14 protein-coding genes are annotated in these 19,916 nt (G+C 71.1%); 5 read left to right on the top strand and 9 right to left on the bottom strand.

The features are described 5' to 3' along the window. Window positions 1-7: 7 nt before the first annotated feature. From KUM32_RS26750 to KUM32_RS26715, 8 genes are read right to left on the bottom strand one after another with little or no spacing between them, the layout of a single operon-like run. Window positions 8-928 carry a carbohydrate kinase family protein gene (locus KUM32_RS26750; protein ID WP_217144516.1) on the bottom strand — a complete coding sequence of 307 codons (921 nt, stop codon included), beginning with the start codon at window positions 926-928 and terminating at the stop codon, window positions 8-10. After that, on the bottom strand, window positions 925-2,058 hold the full coding sequence (locus KUM32_RS26745) for a sugar phosphate nucleotidyltransferase (RefSeq protein WP_217144515.1): 1,134 nt from the start codon (window positions 2,056-2,058) through the stop codon (window positions 925-927). Before KUM32_RS26745 ends, KUM32_RS26750 begins: the two co-directional genes overlap by 4 nt. Beyond that, window positions 2,051-4,144, bottom strand: coding sequence for a glycosyltransferase (locus KUM32_RS26740; protein ID WP_308408725.1), 2,094 nt, complete (start codon window positions 4,142-4,144; stop codon window positions 2,051-2,053). Before KUM32_RS26740 ends, KUM32_RS26745 begins: the two co-directional genes overlap by 8 nt. Window positions 4,145-4,146: 2 nt before the next feature. Further along, a complete protein-coding gene (locus KUM32_RS26735) occupies window positions 4,147-5,616 on the bottom strand; it encodes a phosphotransferase (protein ID WP_217144514.1) in 1,470 nt (489 codons plus the stop codon). Window positions 5,617-5,623: 7 nt separating this feature from the next. Beyond that, on the bottom strand, window positions 5,624-6,424 hold the full coding sequence (locus KUM32_RS26730) for an ABC transporter permease (RefSeq protein ID WP_217144513.1): 801 nt from the start codon (window positions 6,422-6,424) through the stop codon (window positions 5,624-5,626). Continuing rightward, complete coding sequence (locus tag KUM32_RS26725; protein ID WP_217144512.1) at window positions 6,421-7,230, bottom strand: ABC-2 family transporter protein; 810 nt, start codon at window positions 7,228-7,230, stop codon at window positions 6,421-6,423. The genes KUM32_RS26730 and KUM32_RS26725 overlap by 4 nt, the downstream gene beginning before the upstream one ends. Next, the gene (locus KUM32_RS26720; protein WP_217144511.1) at window positions 7,227-8,252 is read right to left on the bottom strand and encodes an ATP-binding cassette domain-containing protein; all 1,026 of its coding nucleotides are present in this window, start codon (window positions 8,250-8,252) and stop codon (window positions 7,227-7,229) included. The genes KUM32_RS26725 and KUM32_RS26720 overlap by 4 nt, the downstream gene beginning before the upstream one ends. Further along, window positions 8,249-9,544, bottom strand: a complete 1,296-nt coding sequence (locus tag KUM32_RS26715) for an aspartate aminotransferase family protein (protein ID WP_217144510.1) — start codon at window positions 9,542-9,544, stop codon at window positions 8,249-8,251. The genes KUM32_RS26720 and KUM32_RS26715 overlap by 4 nt, the downstream gene beginning before the upstream one ends. A gap of 261 nt (window positions 9,545-9,805) precedes the next feature. On the opposite strand from KUM32_RS26715, the gene KUM32_RS26710 reads away from it, so the two are divergent. Both KUM32_RS26710 and rfbB read left to right on the top strand, forming a co-directional pair. Beyond that, complete coding sequence (locus KUM32_RS26710) at window positions 9,806-10,873, top strand: glucose-1-phosphate thymidylyltransferase (RefSeq protein WP_217144509.1); 1,068 nt, start codon at window positions 9,806-9,808, stop codon at window positions 10,871-10,873. Continuing rightward, a complete protein-coding gene (gene rfbB, locus KUM32_RS26705) occupies window positions 10,870-11,847 on the top strand; it encodes a dTDP-glucose 4,6-dehydratase (protein WP_217144508.1) in 978 nt (325 codons plus the stop codon). Before KUM32_RS26710 ends, rfbB begins: the two co-directional genes overlap by 4 nt. Window positions 11,848-11,870: 23 nt before the next feature. On the opposite strand, the gene KUM32_RS26700 is transcribed toward rfbB, so the two are convergent. Then, window positions 11,871-12,911 (bottom strand): LacI family DNA-binding transcriptional regulator, encoded by a 1,041-nt coding sequence (locus tag KUM32_RS26700; RefSeq protein ID WP_217144507.1) that lies wholly within the window; start codon window positions 12,909-12,911, stop codon window positions 11,871-11,873. 483 nt (window positions 12,912-13,394) lie between these two features. On the opposite strand from KUM32_RS26700, the gene KUM32_RS26695 reads away from it, so the two are divergent. The 3 genes from KUM32_RS26695 to KUM32_RS43830 all read left to right on the top strand — a co-directional run. Continuing rightward, window positions 13,395-15,092, top strand: a complete 1,698-nt coding sequence (locus tag KUM32_RS26695; protein WP_217144506.1) for a carbohydrate-binding module family 20 domain-containing protein — start codon at window positions 13,395-13,397, stop codon at window positions 15,090-15,092. 145 nt (window positions 15,093-15,237) lie between these two features. Then, complete coding sequence (locus KUM32_RS44770; RefSeq protein WP_217144505.1) at window positions 15,238-18,378, top strand: alpha-amylase family glycosyl hydrolase; 3,141 nt, start codon at window positions 15,238-15,240, stop codon at window positions 18,376-18,378. Window positions 18,379-18,524: 146 nt separating this feature from the next. After that, the coding region (locus KUM32_RS43830; RefSeq protein WP_308408724.1) for an alpha-amylase family glycosyl hydrolase at window positions 18,525-19,916 on the top strand (1,392 nt) is incomplete at its 3' end.

Genomic DNA, 19,916 nt, shown 5'->3' with positions numbered 1-19,916 from the left:
ACGCTCCTCACTCCGCCGCGCCGGCCCGGGCGCAGGCCGCGCGCAGACCGGGCAGGTCGATGAACTCGGTGTGGGTGCCGGCGGCACCGCAGGCGAAGGCCCCGGACACCGATCCGGCCAGGACGCACTCCTCCACCGGCCGCCCCTCGAGGTGGGCGTGGAGGAAGGCGGTGACGAAGGCGTCGCCCGCGCCGTTGCTGTCGACGACCGGCCGCTCCGGCCGCACCGCGGGGAAGTGGCGCACCGTCGTCTCGCCCCGCACCAGCAGGTGGCAGCCGTCCGCGCCGTCGGTGGCCACGACGAAGCGGGCCCGGCCCTCGTCGACGATGCCGTGCAGGACCTCGTCGAGCCGGTCGTGGACGGCCGCGGCGCTCATGAAGACGTAGTCGGAGGCGAGGGCGTAGGTGCGGTGGTGGGGGTTGACGCCGTCCCAGTCGTGCAGGTCGGTGGAGCTGGTCACCCCGAGCCGGTGGACGTCCTCGTACAGGTCGCGGTTGTGCCCGACGATGGACAGGTGGACGTGACGGGCCCGCTCCAGGTGGGGCAGGTAGAAGGCGCGGGGCAGCCGGAGGTCCTGCGGGTGCCGTGAGTCGTAGAAGGAGAAGCGGCGGCCCTGCGCGTCGACCAGGTTGACGCCGCGCGGAGTGCCGTGCGGGGACACCAGATGGCTGAAGTCGAGGCCCCGCTCGGCGTAGGCGGCGAGCACCGCCCGGCCCTGGGGGTCGTCGCCGAGGAAGTCGATGAACTTCGTGGCGAGGCCGAGGGCGTGCCAGCCGAGCGCGACGCCGTTGCCGGTGTGCGCGACGTAGTCGTGCACGGGAGGCACGTGCAACGAGTCGCCGGGCGGGATCCGGAGCTCGTCGACGCGGACGACGGTGTCCACACCGGCTCCGCCGACCACCAGGACGTCGTAGGGGGACTGGCTCATGTACGGGTTCCTTCCGTGACGGCCGCGGTGTCCTCGACCCGCTGCACATGTCCGTTCTCCAGGACCACCGCCGAATCGATGTCCTGACCGGGCCGGACCGTGGCGCCCGGCAGCAGCACGCTGCGCCGCACCCTCGCGTCCGCCCCGACGGTGACGCCCGGGAAGAGCACGCTGTGCTCCACCCGGCCTTCGTTGACGAGGTCCGCCGGAATCAACGAGGCGACCACGCCCGGGGAGTCGGCCACCCAGCCGCGGTCCACCTCGGGCCGCACGGTCCGGGGCATCCGTTCGACGGGGAGCCCGGCGCGCGGGCCGGCGGCCGCGAGCAGGAGATGCGCCCGGTGATAGCGCTCGACGGTCCCGATGTCCGCCCAGTGCCCGACGACCCGGTGGCCGCGGATGTCCTCGCCGCCCGCGAGCATCGCCGGGATGACGTCCCGGCTGATGTCGTGCTGCCAGTCGGTGCCGTCGAGCTTCTCCAGGTAGCGGTGCAGCACCGCGGCGTCGAAGACACAGAACGCGGCGAAGACCAGGTCGCTGGTCGGTTCGGCGGGCTTCTCCACGAACTCGGTGAGCCGGCCGGCACCGTCGAAGCGGACCATCCCGAACAGGTGGACCCAGCGCCGCTCGATCCGCTGGTAGGCGATGGTCAGGGCGGCACCGGAGGCCCGGTGCTCCGCGATCAGCGGCCCGTAGTCGAAACGGTAGACGTGGTCGGCGTGCAGGACCAGCACCTGTTCGGGGCCACCGCCGAAGACGTGTCCGGCCTTGCGGATCAGGGCGTCCGCGGTGCCGCGTTCGGCCGGCCAGGTGCGCTCGGGCAGCTCGCGGGGGAGCCCGCCCCCCGCGGCCCGGTAGGCGTCGTCGTACGGCCCGAAGTGGACCCGGAAGCCGGTGTCCCGGTTCCACACCTCGTGCAGGTCGTCCATCAGCCGGCGTTCCTCGTACTGGGACAGCAGCAGGACCTCCCCCAGTCCCGAGGCGCGCGCGTTGGCGAGGCTGAAGTCGATCAGGCGGCAGGCGCCGCCGTAGGGGACGAGCGGCTTGAGGCGTCCCGTGCCCAGCGGACCCATGCGCCGCCCCTCACCGCCCGCCAGCAGGACCGCGCGTACTCCTCCACGCTCAGCCATGACGGGCCTCGTCCCAGGTGACCCGCCCGGAGGCCAGCGTCAGCAGCAGCCGGGCCCCCGGTGCGGGCGGTGGCCCCTCGAACGCGCCGGCCCCGGTGCGGCGCAGCTCCCGCACCTCGGGCCGCGCCCGCGCCGCCGTGCCGCGCGGGGCCGGGGTCACCAGCTCCACCCGCTCGGCGTGCGGCAGGCGGTACACCAGCGTGCCGTCGGCGGTGACCGAGCACCGCTCGCGCAGGCCGCGCACCTCCTCTTCGGTCACGGCGGTGGGGAAGCGGTCCACGACCCGCTCACAGGTCGCGAAATCGGCCCGCTCCCAGGCGGCGAGGAAGAACCGCCGGGCGACCGAGGGGCCGACGGGCGCGCGGCGCGCGTACGCCGTCAGGTCGCCGTGGGCCAGCGCCGCCTCCTCGGTGATCTCCTCGTCCTTCACCAGGTCGAACCAGCCGTGCCGCAGGGCCCGTTCGGCGGGCAGTGCGGCCGGCTCGCCACGCCACAGGCGGCCGAACGCGGCGAGGTGCAGGTCCGCGCAGTGCTCCCAGGTGAACTGCCGGGCGACCGCCGCCGCGCGGTGGGACAGCTCCCGGTAGCGGGCCGGGTCGTCGTGCCAGAGCGTCACCGCCTCACGGATGCGCGCCACCAGCGCGGTGGTGAGCAGCGGGTCGTCCTCCGCGAAGGAGCGGTTGACGGCGAGCCCGGTGGTCTCCGGCTCGGGCCGGGCGTGCCGGAAGTGCGCCATGCCCTCCTGCGCCGTCGCGATGGGCACCGCTGAGCAGACCATCGCCTCGCCCTGGGCGATGAGGAAGGTGTCCATCTCGAACTTGGAGGGGAAGAGGCAGAAGTCGGCGGCCGACGCGTACTCGAACACCCGCCGCTCGTCCACCCGTTCCGACTCCAGGTGCAGCCGGCCCCGGTGCCGTTCGGCGACCTCCCGGAAGTAGGGGTCGTCGAGCGGTGCACCGGAGATGCAGCGCACGACGAAGTTCGCGGCCAGGCCGTCGCTCAGTACCTGGTCGACGGCGCGCAACAGCTCCAGCTGGCCCTTGTGGTGCAGGGCGTAGCGCGCGTTGTGGAAGAAGGTGGGCAGCGCGGGGTCCAGCCCGAGGCCCGCGAGCACCGCCGGCCGGTCCACCTCCCGCGGGTCCCAGGCGAGCCACTGGTCGGAGATCGCGCAGCCTCCCACGAACATCTTGTGCGCGTTCGCCTTCACGGCCCCGGCCAGGGGCAGGCGCGCGAAGAGGGCCTCGAAGGGGGTGTCCAGGAAGGAGGCGTAGAAGTCGAGCTGGCCCGGCGAGAGGAAGTCGATCAGATCGGCGTTCTCCAGGACCAGCAGGTAGAGGGCCACGTGGTCCGGCGGGTACTCGTAGTGCAGGTGCGTCAGTTGCTGGTACTGGGAGACCGCTTCGAGTTCCGGTCCGGCCGGCGCGGGGTCCTGCGGGAGGCCGGTCCCGGCTCCCAGGAGTTCGAGGAGCCGGCGTACCTCGGGCGCGTAGACCTTCTTGGTGATCGGCATGTTGCTCTGCACCGTGCTGACGACGAACTTGCGCGGATCGTCGCGCAGCGCGGCCGGCAGCAGGTAGTGGTAGTAGGGCTCGTGCGCGTGGACCAGTGCCTTCTCCGCCCCGAACCAGTGGCGCAGGAAGCGCACGCTGTCCACCTGGAAGACCAGCGGTTTGAAGAAGACCAGGTCCCGGCCCTTGGCGGAGTAGGGCGGGTAGAAGGTGTCCGGGAGCCGGTCGAGGTAGTCGTTGGAGAGGAAGTACAGGTCCACGTCGTCGAGGCGGATGCGGTGCGCGGTGGTGCGCAGGGGCAGGTGGACCTCGGCGGGCTGGTCGTGCCACACGTCCGGATCCAGGACCAGCGGCAGGAGGTACTCGTCCGCGTAGTCGAGGTCCTCCACCTCGTACCTGCCGCGCAGGTCGTCCAGTCTGCCGTGCGCAGGGGTCACGATGGAGACCCGGTGGCCGCGGGCGGCGAACGCCCGGGACAGGTTCCACAGGTACACCGAGGTGCCGCCCTGCAGGAAGGTGTGGTCGAAGCCGCAGCATTCGAAGTAGGTCTCGATGATGTGCATACGGGGCTCGGTCACGTTCACGTCCTTGCTGGGATGGTCGGGGCCGGGGTACGGGCGCCGAGCGCGAGGGCGTGGCGCAGGTCGATCGCGGCGTGGTAGGGGCGGGCGTGTTCGACGTTGTAGGCGAGCTCGTGCAGCAGCCGGCCCAGGTACAGCAGGCGGCGCAGGGGGTCGTCGGCCGTTCGGCCGAGGAACAGCCGCAGGACCCGCGCCCGCCAGACGTCGGCGGCGTGGAAGACCAGGCGCAGCGCGGCGCGTGGCCCGGGCGGCCAGTCGTCGGCGCCGTCCAGGGCGCCCCGCATGGTCTCGGACGAGTCGAGACCGAGGCGCCGCGCGCTCTCGAAGGCCGCCTCGTCGGCGGTGAAGTACTCCAGTGCGCGCTGGACGGCGACGAAGTCCTGCACCGGGGACTGCGCGGCCCATCCCGCCTGGTCGGGGCCCAGGGCCGGGGTGGACATGTCGATCACGTTCATCGACCAGCCTCCCTCCTCCCGCACCCGGCACAGCAGGTGGGACAGGTGCAGGTCGCCGTGGCACGGCCCGGAGGGGAACCCGGCCGGAGCGGCGTCGAAGGCGCCGTGCAGCGCGGCGGTCTCCTGCCGGAGGGCTGCGAAGGCGGCGGCGCGCGGGGCCGCGGGGAGGGCGATGTCCGCCGGGGCCAGTGCGGCCACCCGCGCGGTGGCGCGGGCCAGCACCTCCCGCACCGGGTACGGCGCTACGGGGCCGCCGCCGAGTCTGCCGGCCAGGTCGCGGTGGAAGCCGGTCAGGAAACGGCCGGCGTCGCGCAGGTTCCCCGCCAGCGGGCTCAGGTGCTCCCGCACGACGGCGTCGAGGTCGCCGGGCGCGTGTCCGCCGGTCACCTTCGGCCACAGTGAGCGCATGCTGCGCCTCAGCGGCAGGTCGATCCCGTCGCCCGGTGCGTACCCGTAGAAGACGCCCAACGGGTGGTGGGTGCCGTCGGCGGGGTCGACGTAGGTGTAGTCGCCGGCCCAGCCGGGGGTGCGGCCGGTGCGGTTCATCAGCCGCAGGAGTTCCGGTTCGCGGACGGTCCCGTCAAGCCGCCGGTAGGTCTTGTGGACGTAGGCCGCCCCGTCGTTCTCCACCAGGGACAGGACGTTGGAGGACCAGCCCCGCTCGAACGGCAGCCGGCGCACCGAGCGCGCCGTGAGTCCCGCACCGCGGAAGCGCACCCAGCCACCGCGGGCCGTGGGCAGACGGCGGTCGGCGCAGACCGCGTCCAGGGCGGCGGCGTCGTACTCGGCGCTGCCGTGGGCCTCTTCGACGCCGGCACCCGTCGGGTCCGGCCGGACCGGCACGAAGTAGCGTCGTCCGGGCGAGGGTCCGCCGACGGCGGCCACGACCAGCAGGCGGGCTGCGGCGCCGAGTTCCGCGTGGTCGACGCACTCGAAGCGAGCGGCCCTCCGGTCTTCCTCGGGCATCCACGGGGCTGTGCGCAGCAGGGGGCCGAGATCGTCGTTTCGTATCATGCCCGACTCAACTTCCGGTCATCTCGTATCGGTTGACGCCGCGGCGCCAGACGGTCAGGGCGAGCGCCAGGGCACCGGCGGTCACCACGGGGAGCCAGCCGAGCAGACCCGTGGCGCCGGTCAGCAGGTAGGCACTGGGCACGTAGGCGGTGAAGGCGAAGGGCAGGATCCAGGTGAGCAGGGTCCGCAGCGAGGGGTGGTAGATGTCCAGGGGGTAGGAGGAGAACTCCGACACCTGACTGGCCGCGTACATCGCGGGCATGCTCGTCACGGTCCAGAAGGAGAGGGAGGCGAAGAACAGCTTCACCGAGGTGTGCAGCAGCGCCCCGCACAGGACGAGCAGCGGTGCCAGCGCCCACTGCGCGGCGGTGAGGGACAGGCCGAGCTCGCTTCCCGCGTACCCCACCAGTACGGCGCCGACGACGAGTTCGCCGAGCCCGTCGGGGTGGAAGAAGCGCTCCGACAGCAGGGAGAACAGGGGGTCGACCGGCCTGACGAGGTAGCGGTAGAACTCGCCGCGCTGGACCAGTTTGCGGCCCAGTTCCCACAGCTGGTCGGTGAAGAGGTGGTCGAGCCCGCGCGGCAGCAGGGAGAACCCCAGCAGGAACAGCACCTCCTCGTACGACCAGCCGCCCACGGCGGGGACCTGCCGGAAGACGAGGCCCACGACCGCCGTCTGGACGCCCACCCGCACCAGGAACGCGCCCGCGCCGAGCACGAAGTCCGTGCGGTAGGCCGCCAGCCGGTGCAGGCCGACCCCGCCGAGGAACCACGAGAGCCGTAGGTACCGTGACATCGTGCGCGTCATCCGCCGAGCACCTCCAGCCGTCCGAGGGCGGCGCGCCAGAGCGCGGCGCACAGCAGTGCCAGGCCGGCCGCCCAGGCCATCTGCTGGGCGAGCAGCCCGGCGGCGTCCGTCCAGCCGTGGTAGCGGCCGAGCAGCAGGGTCAGGGGACCGTCGACCATGCCGCGGAAGGGCAGGGCCTTCGCGAGCGCGGCCAGCGGGCCGGGCATCAGCGCGATGGGCACGAGTTGCCCGGCGAAGAAGGCGACGACGCTCTGCTTGACCATCCGCACCCCCCAGGTGTTGGTGGTGAGGAAGCCGGTCATGCCGGTCAGCAGGTTGACGCAGAAGGCCAGCAGCACCGAGAGGGTGGTGGACACGGCGAACAGCAGCAGATCCGCCGGCCGGGGCGCGCTGAGCGGCACGAGCAGGGCGAACAGGCCGAGGACGGGCAGGCCGACCAGCACCGCGTTGGCCCCCACCACGGGCAGGCAGGCGAAGAACCGCATCACCGGGTAGCTCACGGGGCGCACGAGCATGACCGCGACGTCCCCCCGGTACACCTCGGCCGCGACTTCGTCGTCCACCCGGTTGGTGTGCAGCACCTGCAGGACCTGGGCCACCAGCAGGTAGGTCGTGATGTCCTCCACGGTGAAGCCGCCGGGTCCGCGGCCGGGCGTGCCCGCGTACACGGCGCGCCACAGGAAGACGGTCACCGCCGCTCCGGCGGCCGCGGTGACGGCGGTCATCGCGAACATCGAGCGGTACTGCAGCAGGGACTGCAGGCCGCTGGTGGCGAACGGCGTGTAGCGGCGCAGGCGGGCGGTCATGCGGCTCCGTCGCGGGCGTGGCCGGGAACGCGCGAGCGGTCGTAGATCTTGCGGAGCACGTCCTCGAGGCCGGGTTCGGGGGCGTACCAGTCGGCGAGGTCGAAGTGGTCCAGGAGGAAGGTGAGGACCTGCCGGGAGGTGTAGCGGCCGGTGGGGTAGTCGACGCGGACACGGCCGCCGTCGTCCGGCGTGGCGTGCACGCCCGGCAGACCGGCTTCGATGCGGGTCCGTACGGTCGCGGCCGTGGTGCCGTCCCGGTGGTCGAAGACGACCGAACGGTGGTCGGCCGTGCGCAGCAGGTCCTGGAGGGTGCCCTGGTGGACGACCCGCCCGTGGTCGACGACCAGGGCGCTGTCGCAGATCGCGGCGATGTCGGCGATGTCGTGGCTGGTGAGCACCACGGTGGTGCCCAGCTCCTGGTGGGCCCGGTTGACCAGATGGCGCACCGCGTCCTTGAGCACCATGTCGAGGCCGATCGTCGGTTCGTCCCAGAACAGGACGGAGGGATCGTGCAGCAGGCTCGCCGCGATCTCGGCGCGCATGCGCTGTCCGAGGCTGAGCTGGCGTACGGGCGTGGCACCCAGCGCGTCGATGTCGAGGAGTTCCCGGAACAGGTCGAGATTGCGCCGGTAGACCGGGCCGGGGATGTCGTAGACGCGGCGCAGGATGCGGAAGGAGTCGGGCACCGAGAGGTCCCACCAGAGCTGGCTGCGCTGTCCGAAGACGACGCCGATGGTGCGGGCGTTGCGCTGCCGGTGCTTGTACGGCTCCAGCCCGGCGACCAGGCAGCGGCCGGAGGTGGGGGTCATGATGCCGGTCAGCATCTTGATCGTGGTCGATTTGCCGGCGCCGTTGGCCCCGATGTACGCGGTCTTGGTGCCGGCGGGTATCTCGAAGGAGATGTCGTCGACGGCGCGCACGACGCGGTACTGACGGGTGAGGAGGGTGGAGAGGCTGCCGAGCAGGCCGGGTTTGCGTTCGGCCAGCCGGAACTCCTTGACGAGGTGCTCCGCCACGATCACGCGACCACCCGCTCAACGGCCTTGTCCAGCAGGCGCAGGCCTTCGTCGAGCACGGCCTCGTCGAGGGTGAAGGGCGGCGCCAGGCGCAGGATGTGGCCGCCGAGGGAGGTGCGCAGCCCCAGATCGAGCGCCGTCGTGTAGACGGCCCGGGCGACCTCGGGCGCGGGTGTGCGACTGGTGGGGTCGGTGACGAACTCCAGTCCCCACAGCAGCCCGAGGCCCCGGACCTGGCCCAGTTGCCGGGGGAAGCGGGACCGCAGGGCGCCGAGGCGGTCCGCCATGATCTCGCCGAGGACGCGGACGCGCTCGATCAGCCGGTCGCGCTCGACGACTTCGAGGGTGGCGCGGGCGGCGGCGATCCCCAGCGGATTGCTCGCGTACGTCGAGGCGTACGCCCCCGTGGTGGCCGCTTCCGGCCTGCGCAGCAGCTCTCCGCGGCCGGCGAGCACGGCGAAGGGGAATCCGCTCGCCGTGCCTTTGGACAGCATCGCCAGATCCGGTTCGACGCCGAGGAGTTCACTGGCGAGGAAGGCCCCCGTGCGGCCGCCGCCGGTGAGGACCTCGTCCGCGACGAGCAGGACGCCGCTGTCCCGGCAGGCTTCGGTGATGCGCTCCCAGTAGCCCGGCGGTGGCACGATCACGCCTGCCGCGCCGAGGACGGGCTCGAAGACGAGCGCGGAGACGTGGGGCTTCTCGGCGATGTGCCTGCGCACGAGCGTCGCGCAGCGCACGTCGCACGACGGGTACTCCAGTTCCAGGGGGCAGCGGTAGCAGTAGGGGCTGTATCCCAGCACGCTGTTGCCGCTGAAGGACTGGTGGCCGACGTCCCAGTGCACGAGCATCCGGGCGCCCATGGTCTTGCCGTGGAAGCCGTGGCGCAGGGCGCCGATCCGGTTGCGGCCCGGTGGCGCGGTCGCCTGGACGACGCGCAGGGCGGCCTCGACCACCTCCGCGCCGGTGGAGAAGAAGGCGTAGGTGTCGAGCTGTTCGGGCAGGAGTCTGGCCAGCAGTTCGAGGAGCCCGGCACGGTCCGGTGTGGCACTGTCGTGGACGTTCCACAGGCGGCGGGCCTGTGCGGTGAGCGCCTCGACAACCTCCGGGTGGCCGTGGCCCAGGGACTGGGTGAGGGTGCCGGCCGCGAAGTCGAGGTACTGGTTGCCGTCGAGGTCGGTCAGCACGGGACCGCGTCCCTCGGTGAACACCCGGCGCCCGTGGGCGGCCTCCTCGGAAGCGCCCGGTGCCAGGTGCCGGGCCTCCCGGGCCAGGTACTCCGCTTGCCGTAAGCCTGTCATTGCTGCCCCCGCTCGTCGGGCCGACTGCTCGTGATCGCCAGCGAACTCCGGTGTGGTGCACCACCGTTGGCGGCTCGGCGTTGAGTCAAACACTTGAACGCAGAACACTGCAAGACCTTGCGGATGGTTTCAGAAAGTTGTTGCGGAAACCGGTGGCGCTCTGCTTGAGTCGGGGTGGCTTACGGCGACACCACGCCTCACGTTCGAGGAGGGACCTGTGAGAACACGCCCCAAGACCGGCTCGCCCCACCGGAGGCCGAGGTGAAGGCCCTGGTCCTGGCGGGTGGCACCGGCAGCAGACTGAGGCCGTTCACCCACACCGGCGCCAAGCAGCTGCTTCCCATCGCCAACAAACCCGTGCTGTTCTACGCGCTGGAATCCCTCGCCGCGGCGGGCATTCGCGAGGTCGGTGTCGTGGTGGGCGCGTACGGCCGGGAGATCCGCGAACTGACGGGTGACGGCGCCGCTTTCGGGTTACGCATCACGTACCTCCAGCAGCCCAGCCCGCTCGGTCTCGCGCACGCGGTACGCATCGCCCGCGACTTCCTGGGCGACGACGACTTCCTGCTCTACCTGGGCGACAACTACCTCCAGCAGGGCGTCACGGACTTCGCCCGTCTCTCGGCCACCGACCCCGCGGCGGCCCGGCTGCTGCTCACCCCGGTCGCGGACCCGTCCGCCTTCGGCGTCGCGGAGGTCGACGCCGAGGGGAACGTGCTGCGTCTGGAGGAGAAGCCCGACACCCCCCGCAGCCCGTTCGCGCTCATCGGCGTGTACGCCTTCAGCCCGGCCGTGCACGACGCGGTGCGGGCCATCACTCCCTCCGCGCGCGGCGAGCTGGAACTCACCCACGCCATTCAGTGGATGATCGACCGAGGGCTGCGCGTACGTGCCGAGACCACCACCGGTCCCTGGCGCGACACCGGCAGCACGGAGGACATGCTGGAGGTCAACCGCCACGTCCTGGACGGGCTGGAGGGGCGGGTCGAGGGCAAGGTCGACGCGCACAGCGTGCTCGTCGGCCGGGTCCGGGTGGCCGAGGGCGCGGTGGTGCGTGCCTCACGCGTCGTGGGCCCGGTGGTCATCGGCGCGGGTGCCGTCGTCAGCAACTCCAGCGTCGGCCCGTACACCTCCATCGGGGAGGACTGCCGGGTCGAGGACAGCGCCATCGAGTACTCCGTCCTGCTGCGCGGCGCCCAGGTCGAGGGGACGTCCCGACTGGAGGCGTCCCTCATCGGCCGCGGCGCCGTCGTGCGGCCGGCTCCCCGTCTCCCGCAGGCCCACCGGCTCGTGATCGGCGACCACAGCAAGGTGTATCTCACCCCATGAACGCACGCATCCTCGTCACCGGCGGCGCGGGTTTCATCGGCTCCGCCTACGTCCGCCACCTCCTGTCGCCCACGGCGCCCGGGGGCACGGCGGTGACCGTCCTCGACAAACTCACCTACGCCGGCAGCCTCGCCCGGCTCCACACGGTGCGCGATCACCCCGACCTCACCTTCGTCCAGGGCGACGTGTGCGACCCGTCCCTGGTGAACGCCCTGGCCGAACGCCACGACCACATCGTGCACTTCGCGGCCGAGTCGCACGTCGACCGCTCCATCGTGGACGGCGGCTCCTTCGTCCGCACCAACGTGCTGGGCACCCAGGTCCTGCTCGACGCCGCGCTCCGCCACGGCGTACGCACCTTCGTGCACGTCTCCACCGACGAGGTGTACGGTTCCCTCGCGCACGGGGCCGCCAAGGAGAGCGACCCCCTGCGTCCCACCTCGTCGTACGCGGCGTCGAAGGCGGCCTCGGACCTGGTCGCCCTCGCCCACCACCACACCCACGGTCTGGACGTCCGGGTGACCCGCTGCTCGAACAACTTCGGCCCCCACCAGCATCCGGAGAAGCTCATCCCACGCTTCCTGGCCCGCCTCCTGTCCGGCGGCACCGTCCCGCTCTACGGCGACGGACAGTACGTGCGTGACTGGCTGCACGTCGACGACCACGTCAGGGCCGTGGAACTCGTCCGCACGTCCGGCCGGCCGGGAGAGGTCTACAACATCGGGGGCGGCACCTCGCTGCCCAACCTGGACCTGACGCACCGGCTGCTGGCACTGTGCGGCGCCGGTCCGGAGCGGATCGTGCACGTCGAGGACCGCAAGGGGCACGACCGGCGCTACGCGGTCGACCACAGCAAGATCACCCGGGAACTCGGTTACCGGCCGCTCACCGACTTCGAGGCAGCCCTGGCCGACACCGCGGAGTGGTACAAGCGCCACTCCGACTGGTGGGCTCCCTTGCTCGCCGCCGCGTGAGTGCGTCCGGTGGGGCCGGCCGGTCAGCGCCGGCCCCGCGCCGGGCGCCGACCGGCACGGGGACCGGCGGCGGTGGATCCCCGGACCACCAGTTCCGGCATGAAGACGAACTCGGTGCGGGGCGGCGGCGTACCGCCCATCTCCTCCAGCAGCGCGTCCACGGCCACCTGCCCCATCGCCCTGACGGGCTGTCTGACGGTGGTCAGGGGAGGATCGGTGAAGGCGATGAGCAGCGAGTCGTCGAAGCCGACGACCGAGATGTCACCGGGCACCGCGAGTCCCTTCTGCCGCGCCGCCCGGACGGCGCCGAGGGCCATCATGTCGCTGGCGCACACGACGGCCGTGCAGCCCCTGTCGATCAGTGCGGACGCCGCGGCCTGACCCCCCTCCAGGGTGAACAGCGAATGCTCGACCAGGTCGTCGGACTCCCGTGCCGACAGACCCAGTTGACTTCGCATGGCGGCACGGAAGCCCTCGATCTTGCGCTGTACCGGCACGAACCGCTCCGGCCCGAGCGCGAGCCCGATGCGGTCGTGCCCCAGCTCGGCCAGGTGCGCCACGGTCAGACGCATGGCGGCCCGGTCGTCCGGGGAGACGAAGCACGCCTCGATCCGGGAGGAGAACCCGTTGACGAGCACGAAGGGCACGCGCCGTGCACGCAGCCGGTCGTACCGTTCGGTACCCGCGGTGGTGTCGGCGTGCAGTCCGGAGACGAAGACGATGCCGGCCACCCCGCGGCTCACGAGCATCTCGGTGAGCTCGTCCTCGGTCGAACCTCCCGGTGTCTGCGTTGCCAGGAGGGGTGTGTACCCCTGACGGGTCAGCGCCTGCCCCATCACCTCGGCGAACGCGGGGAAGACGGGGTTGTCCAGCTCCGGCGTGATCAGACCGACCAGCTCCGCGCGGCGCTGCCGCGACGGGTACGCGTAGCCCAGCGCGTCGCGCGCGGCGAGTACGGAAACGCGGGTGCCCTCGGCCACGCCGCGCGCACCGTTGAGCACACGGCTGACCGTCGCCTTGCTGACGCCCGCCCGGGCCGCGATGTCGGCAAGCCGCGTGGTCATGGCAGTGAACTTTACCCGTCGGCCGTCACCGGGCCCACCGCATGGGGAAACCGACGGGGCTGCGAGGTGTCGCCCGCTTTCGGGTCTCTGGGAGCGGCCCGACGCGCGCACGCGTCGTCGCTCCCCGGAAAGCCATCGGCCGACGGGCGGCCAGCGGGCGGTCGGCGGGCCGGGCGCGTGGGCCCGAACATGACATCAGGCCTCCGGCCCGCCGAACCGGACGTTGATTGAACGTAACACCTCTGAAACGCCGACGAAAGGGTTTGCGTTCCCCCGATCCACCTACCGAGCAGCGTAGTTGTCCTTCTGGTGTGGAGAACGACGAGTCCGGCAGGAGGGGTTGACCGAAAGTACAGGGGCTCGTACGGTCTCGACCGCAAGCTCTTGCAGCCGTGTTTCAGCAAGAGATCTCACAGGCCTGTCGGGCAAGGCGCGTTGCTGCGGGAAGGCCTCTCATCCCCATCAGGTGGATCAGGAGGAACGATGGCCAACAAGACCGTGGCCACTGCACTCGCCCTCGTGGCGGGAGCCGCTGTGGTCGTCACGGCACCTGGACCCGCACAGGCCCAGCCGCCCGGCGACAAGGACGTCACCGCGGTGATGTTCGAGTGGAACTTCGACTCGGTCGCCAAGGCCTGCACGGACGACCTCGGCCCGGACGGATACGGGTACGTACAGGTGTCACCACCGAACGAGCGGGTCCAGGGCCCGCAGTGGTGGACCGCGTACCAGCCCGTCAGCTACCGGATCGCCACGAGACTGGGCGACCGGAACGCCTTCAGGAACATGGTCGACACCTGCCACGCCGCCGGCGTCAAGGTTGTCGTGGACACGGTGATCAACCACATGGCCAACAGCGCCGGCACGGGCACCGGCGGCTCCCGCTACAGCAAGTACGACTACCCCGGCCTCTACTCCGCGTCCGACATGGACGACTGCACGAGGAACATCAACAACTACGGGGAGAGCTGGAACGTCCACCACTGCGAACTGGCCGGCCTGCCCGACCTGGACACCGGCGAGGAGCACGTCCGCAGGACGATCGCCGGGTACATGAACGACCTGCTCTCCCTCGGCGTGGACGGATTCCGCATCGACGCGGCCAAGCACATCCCGCCGGGCGACCTCGCCGACATCAAGAGCCGGCTCGGCGACCCGGGTGTCTACTGGAAGCAGGAGACCATCGGGGCCTCCGGCGAGGCCGTCCAGCCCGGCCAGTACACCGGCACCGGAGACGTCCAGGAGTTCTCGTACGGCAGGGACCTGAAGCGGGTCTTCTCCGGTGAGAAGCTGGCCTACCTGAAGAACCTCGGCGAGGCCTGGGGTTACGTCCCCAGCAGCAAGGCCGCCACCTTCGTGGCCAACCACGACACCGAGCGCCATGACACCACGCTGACCTACAAGGACGGCGCCACCTACACGCTCGCCCACGTCTTCATGCTGGCCTGGCCCTACGGCTCCCCGGACGTCCACTCCGGCTACGAGTTCACCAGCGACGCGGGCGGACCCGACAACGGCCAGGTGAAAGCCTGCTACACCGACGGGTGGAAGTGCCAGCACGCCTGGCGCGAGATCGCCGGCATGGTCGGGTTCCGCAACACCGCGGGCGGTGCGGCGGTGACCAACTGGTGGGACAACGGCAACAACGCCATCGCCTTCGGCCGCGGCAGCAAGGCCTACGTCGCGATCAACCACGAGTCCGGCTCGCTGACCCGCACCTTCCAGACGTCGCTGCCCGCCGGCACGTACTGCGACGTCCAGAGCGGCAAGCCCGTCACCGTGAACGGCTCCGGACAGTTCACCGCGACCCTCGGCGCCAACACGGCGCTCGCCCTGCACACCGGGGCGACCAGCTGCACCGACCCGGGCGGCGGAAACCCCGGTGAGACCGCCGGCGCCTCGTTCAGCGTCGGCGCCACCACCGCCTGGGGCGAGAACATCTACGTCACGGGCAACAACCCCGCGCTCGGCAACTGGAATCCGGCCGACGCGCTCAAGCTCGACCCGGCGGCCTACCCCGTCTGGAAGCTCGACGTCGCCCTCCCGGCCGGAACGTCCTTCGCGTACAAGTTCCTCCGCAAGGACGCCTCCGGCAACGTCACCTGGGAGAGCGGCGGCAACCGCACCGCCACCGTCCCGTCCGACGGCAAGACACTGCTGAGCGACACCTGGCGCAACTGACCGGGAAGAGCGCTCCGTCTCGCCGACCGAAGGACCGCCCGGCTCGCCACGCGAGGGGAACCGGGCGGCCCGCCTCGCCCGTGCCGGCTCCGGCCGGCGCGGACCAGGCGGACCATCCCGTTCGACCGGTGAGGAGAAAGGCCCCATGACCGGTTTACCGTCCCGGCGCGCAACCGCCCGGATCTCGGCCGCCGCACTGTTCCTTTCGGTGCTGTCGGCCCTGCCACCCACCACCCCGTCCGCCGATGCCGCGGCCCCACGACCACCGTCCGACCGCGCGCTCGCCCGCACACCGGCGCGGCCCGCACCCTCGCGCGAGCAGTTCTACCTGGTGCTGCCTGACCGCTTCGCCAACGGAACCACCTCCAACGACCGGGGCGGCCTCACCGGCAACCGCTCGCAGACCGGATACGACCCGACCGACAAGCGCTTCTACCAGGGCGGTGACCTGAAGGGCCTCATCAAGAAACTCGACTACGTCAAAGGCCTGGGCACCACCGCGATCTGGATGGCACCGGTCTTCAGGAACAAGCCCGTGCAGACCACGGCCGGCCAGGAGATGGCCAACTACCACGGCTACTCCATCACCGACTTCACCCAGGTCGATCCGCATTTCGGCACCAACGCCGAGCTCGCGGAGCTCGTCGACAAGGCCCATGCCAAGGGCATGAAGGTCTTCTTCGACGTCATCACCAACCACACCGCCGACACCGTCGACTACGCGGAGGAGAAGTACGGCTACCGCTCCAAGGGCGCCTACCCCTATCTCGACACCGAGGGCCGCCCGTTCGACGACAGCACCGGCATGGGGGAGATCGACCGGGACGGCTTCCCGTACACACCGTGGAACCGCACCGGCGAGCACGACACCAAGGTTCCGGCGTGGCTGAACGACCCCACGATGTACCACAACCGGGGCGACTCCACCTTCGCCGGCGAGAGCGCTCTGTACGGCGACTTCATCGGCAACGACGACCTGTGGACGGAGCGCCCCGAGGTCGTCGAGGGCATGCGGCGCATCTACGAGACGTGGGTGAAGGACTTCGGCATCGACGGCTTCCGCGTCGACACGGCGAAGAACGTCAACATGACCTTCTGGACCCAGTGGGCCACGGCCCTGGACGCCTACGCGGCCCGGCAGGGGAAGCCGGACTTCTTCATCTTCGCGGAAGCCTTCTCCGCCGACCCCGTCGTCATGGCGCCCTACCTGACGGAGGGCCGGCTCGACGCCACCCTCGACTTCCCCCTGCAGGCCGCGGTGCGCAACTACGCGTCCCGCGGCGGACCCACGCGTGACCTCGCGCACGTCCTGGCCCAGGACTACCGCTACACCACCGACAAGGCCAACGCGTACGGCGAGGTGACCTTCCTCGGCAGTCACGACATGGGCCGCATCGGGAGCTTCGTCAGCCAGGACAATCCGGGCGCGGACGACGCCGAGCTGCTGCGCCGTGACCGGTTCGCGCACGAGCTGATGTTCCTGTCCCGGGGCAACCCGGTGATCTACGCGGGTGACGAGCAGGGGTTCACCGGGTCGGCGGACGACGTGTACGCCCGGCAGACGATGTTCGCATCGGAGGTGGCGGAGTACCTGGACGACGACCAGATCGGTACGGACCGTACGCATGCCTCGGACGCGTACGACCGGGGTCATCCGCTGTACCGGTCGATCGCGGCGTTGTCGAAGCTGACGAAGCGGCATCCCGCGTTGCGTGACGGTGTGCAGGAGGAGCGGTACGCGGACGACGGGCGGGGGGTGTACGCGTTCTCGCGCACGGACCTGGAGGACGGGGTCGAGTACGTGGTGGCGGTGAACAACGCCGAGCGGTCCCGGACGGTCGGGGTGCCGACGTACTCGGCGGGGATGGACTTCCGTGGTGTGTACGGGTCGTCGGCGCGGGTGACCAGTGGCGGTGACAGGAAGGTGGCGGTGGAGGTTCCGGCGTTGTCCGCGGTGGTGCTGAAGGCGGCGAAGCCGCTTGGTGCTCCTGCCGCCGGGCCGTCGGTGTCGGTGCGGGCGCCGGCGGCCGGTGCCACCGGTGATGTGGAGGTCACCGCGGCGGTGGACGGCGGCCGGCTGAACCGGGTCGTGTTCGCCGCCCAGGTCGGTAACGGGCCGTGGCGGACCCTGGGTTCGGCCGACCACGCCCCCTACAGGGTGACCCAGCACCTGCCCGGCACGGTGCGGGCCGGAACACCTCTGCGCTACAAGGCCGTCGTGATCGACAGCGCCGGACGCACGGCGAGCGCCACCGCGGCCACCACCGCCGGACAACCACCCGTCCTCGGGAAACCCACGGCGCAGCGGCACCACGCGGTCGTCCACCACCGGCGGGCCGACGGCGACTACGACGGGCTGCTCCTGCGCACCGCCGACGGTACGACGGCCCGCTTCGCCGGCCGCGACGCCTACGGGGCCTTCGCGTGGATCACGCCCGCCGCCGGCGCCGACACCATCCGGTTCACCATCGAGAAGGAGGGTGTGGCAGACGGGCCGGAGCGTGCCTTCGACTTCACCGCGACCGGCGAGGTGTGGACCGAGGAGGACAGCGCGACCGTCCGGACGGCCAGGCCGGACGCCGCGTACCCACCGCAGGACGTGACCAAGGCCGTCCTGCACTACCACCGGCCCGACGGGGACTACGAGGGGTGGGGCCTGCACACCTGGACGGGGTCCGCTGATCCGCCCGAATGGAACGACCCCGTCCAGCCGGTGCGCGAGGACCCCTTCGGGCTCGTCTTCGAGGTGCCGCTGAAGGACGGAGCCGCCTCCCTCAGCTACATCCTGCACAAGAAGGAGGAGAAGGACGTGCCCGTCGACGAGGCCCTCGACTTCTCCCTGCACGGGCACGAGGTCTGGCGCGTGGCGGGCGACCCCACCTACCTGTCACCCTCTCTCGGTGGCGCCTTCGGCCTGGACCTGGGCGCATCGGAGGCCGCCTGGATCGGTGACGCCACCGTCGTGTGGGCGGGTGAGGGCACCGGCGTGGCCAGCGGGCAACTGGTGTACGCCGCCGAGCGCGACCTCACCGTCGAGAACGGCGCGCTCTCCCACGAGGGGCGGTGGCTGCGGCTGGTGCCGACCGAGCTGACCGAGGCCCAGAAGTCCCGCTACCCACAGTACGCACAGGCCTCGGCGTTCCGCGTGGACTCCAGGGACCGCCACCGCATCGGCGAGGCGCTCGCTGCCCAGTTGATCGCCACCCAACGCGCGGACAACGGCGCCCTGTTGGGTGCCACCAGCGTGCGCATCGAAGACAGTCGACCGGAAGGACCCGGGAAGTGACCGGTTCGTTCACCGACCGAAGCGGCCGAAGTGGCCCAAGCAGCCAGAGCGGCCCAAGCAGCCAGAGTGGCCCCAGCAGTTGGAGTGGCCGAAGAAGCCGCACACGTCGTGGAAGCACGCCACGTCCCACGGCCGCCTCGGTCGTCGTGGCGGCACTGCTCGCCACGGCGCTGGGCACGGCGCAGCCTGCGGTCGCGGCACCCGGCGCGCCCGGCCCGCCGTCCGACGCCCGACTCGCCGCCGAGCCCGCCCGGCACGACCTCACCCGGGAGCAGTCCTACTTCCTGCTGCCGGACCGGTTCGCCAACGGCTCCACGGCCAACGACCGCGGAGGCCTCACCGGGGACCGGACCACGACGGGCTTCGACCCCACCGACAAGGGCTTCTACCAGGGCGGTGACCTGAAGGGCCTGATCAAGAAGCTCGACTACATCAAGGGCCTGGGCACCACCGCGATCTGGATGGCACCGATCTTCAAGAACAAACCGGTGCAGGGCGGCGGGGAGTCCGCCGGCTACCACGGCTACTGGATCACCGACTTCACCCAGGTCGATCCGCATTTCGGCACCAACGCCGAGCTCGCGGAGCTCGTCGACAAGGCCCATGCCAAGGGCATGAAGGTCTTCTTCGACGTCATCACCAACCACACCGCCGACACCGTCACGAACGTCGAGAAGAAGTACGGCTACCGTCCCAAGGGCGCCTACCCCTATCTCGACACCGAGGGCCGCCCGTTCGACGACAGCACCGGCATGGGGGAGGTCGACCGGGACGGCTTCCCGTACACACCCGTGGTGAACGAGGACGAGGCCGACGCCAAGGTTCCGGCGTGGCTGAACGACCCCACGATGTACCACAACCGGGGTGACTCCACCTTCGTCGGTGAGAGCGGCCTCTACGGCGACCACACCGGTCTCGACGACCTGTGGACCGAGCGCCCCGAGGTCGTGAGGGGCCTGGAGAAGATCTACCAGAGGTGGGTCAAGGACTTCGACATCGACGGCTTCCGCGTCGACACGGTCCGCAACGTCGACATGCCGTTCTGGACCCGGTGGGCCACGGCGATCGACGCCTACGCCGCGAAGAAGGGGCGCGAGGACTTCTTCATCTTCGGCGAGACCCTCTCCTCCGACCCGGCCGTCACGTCGCCCTATGTGACTCGGGGCCGGCTCGACGCCACCCTCGACTTCCCCCTGCAGAACGCCATTCGCGGATACGCCTCCCAGGACAAGCCCGCGACCGTCCTGTCCGGCATTCTCGCCCAGGACCACCGCTACACCACCGACAAGGCCAACGCCTATGAACAGGTGACCTTCCTGGGCAACCACGACATGGGCCGCATCGGGAGCTTCGTCAGCCAGGACAATCCGGGCGCGGACGACGCCGAGCTGCTGCGCCGTGACCGGTTCGCGCACGAGCTGATGTTCCTGTCCCGGGGCAACCCGGTGATCTACGCGGGTGACGAGCAGGGGTTCACCGGTCCGGGCGGGGACAAGGGCGCCCGGCAGACGATGTTCGCGTCGAAGGTGGCGGACTAT

Source organism: Streptomyces sp. AC627_RSS907, assembly GCF_019049165.1.
This window is presented reverse-complemented; position numbering and strand designations above follow the sequence as displayed.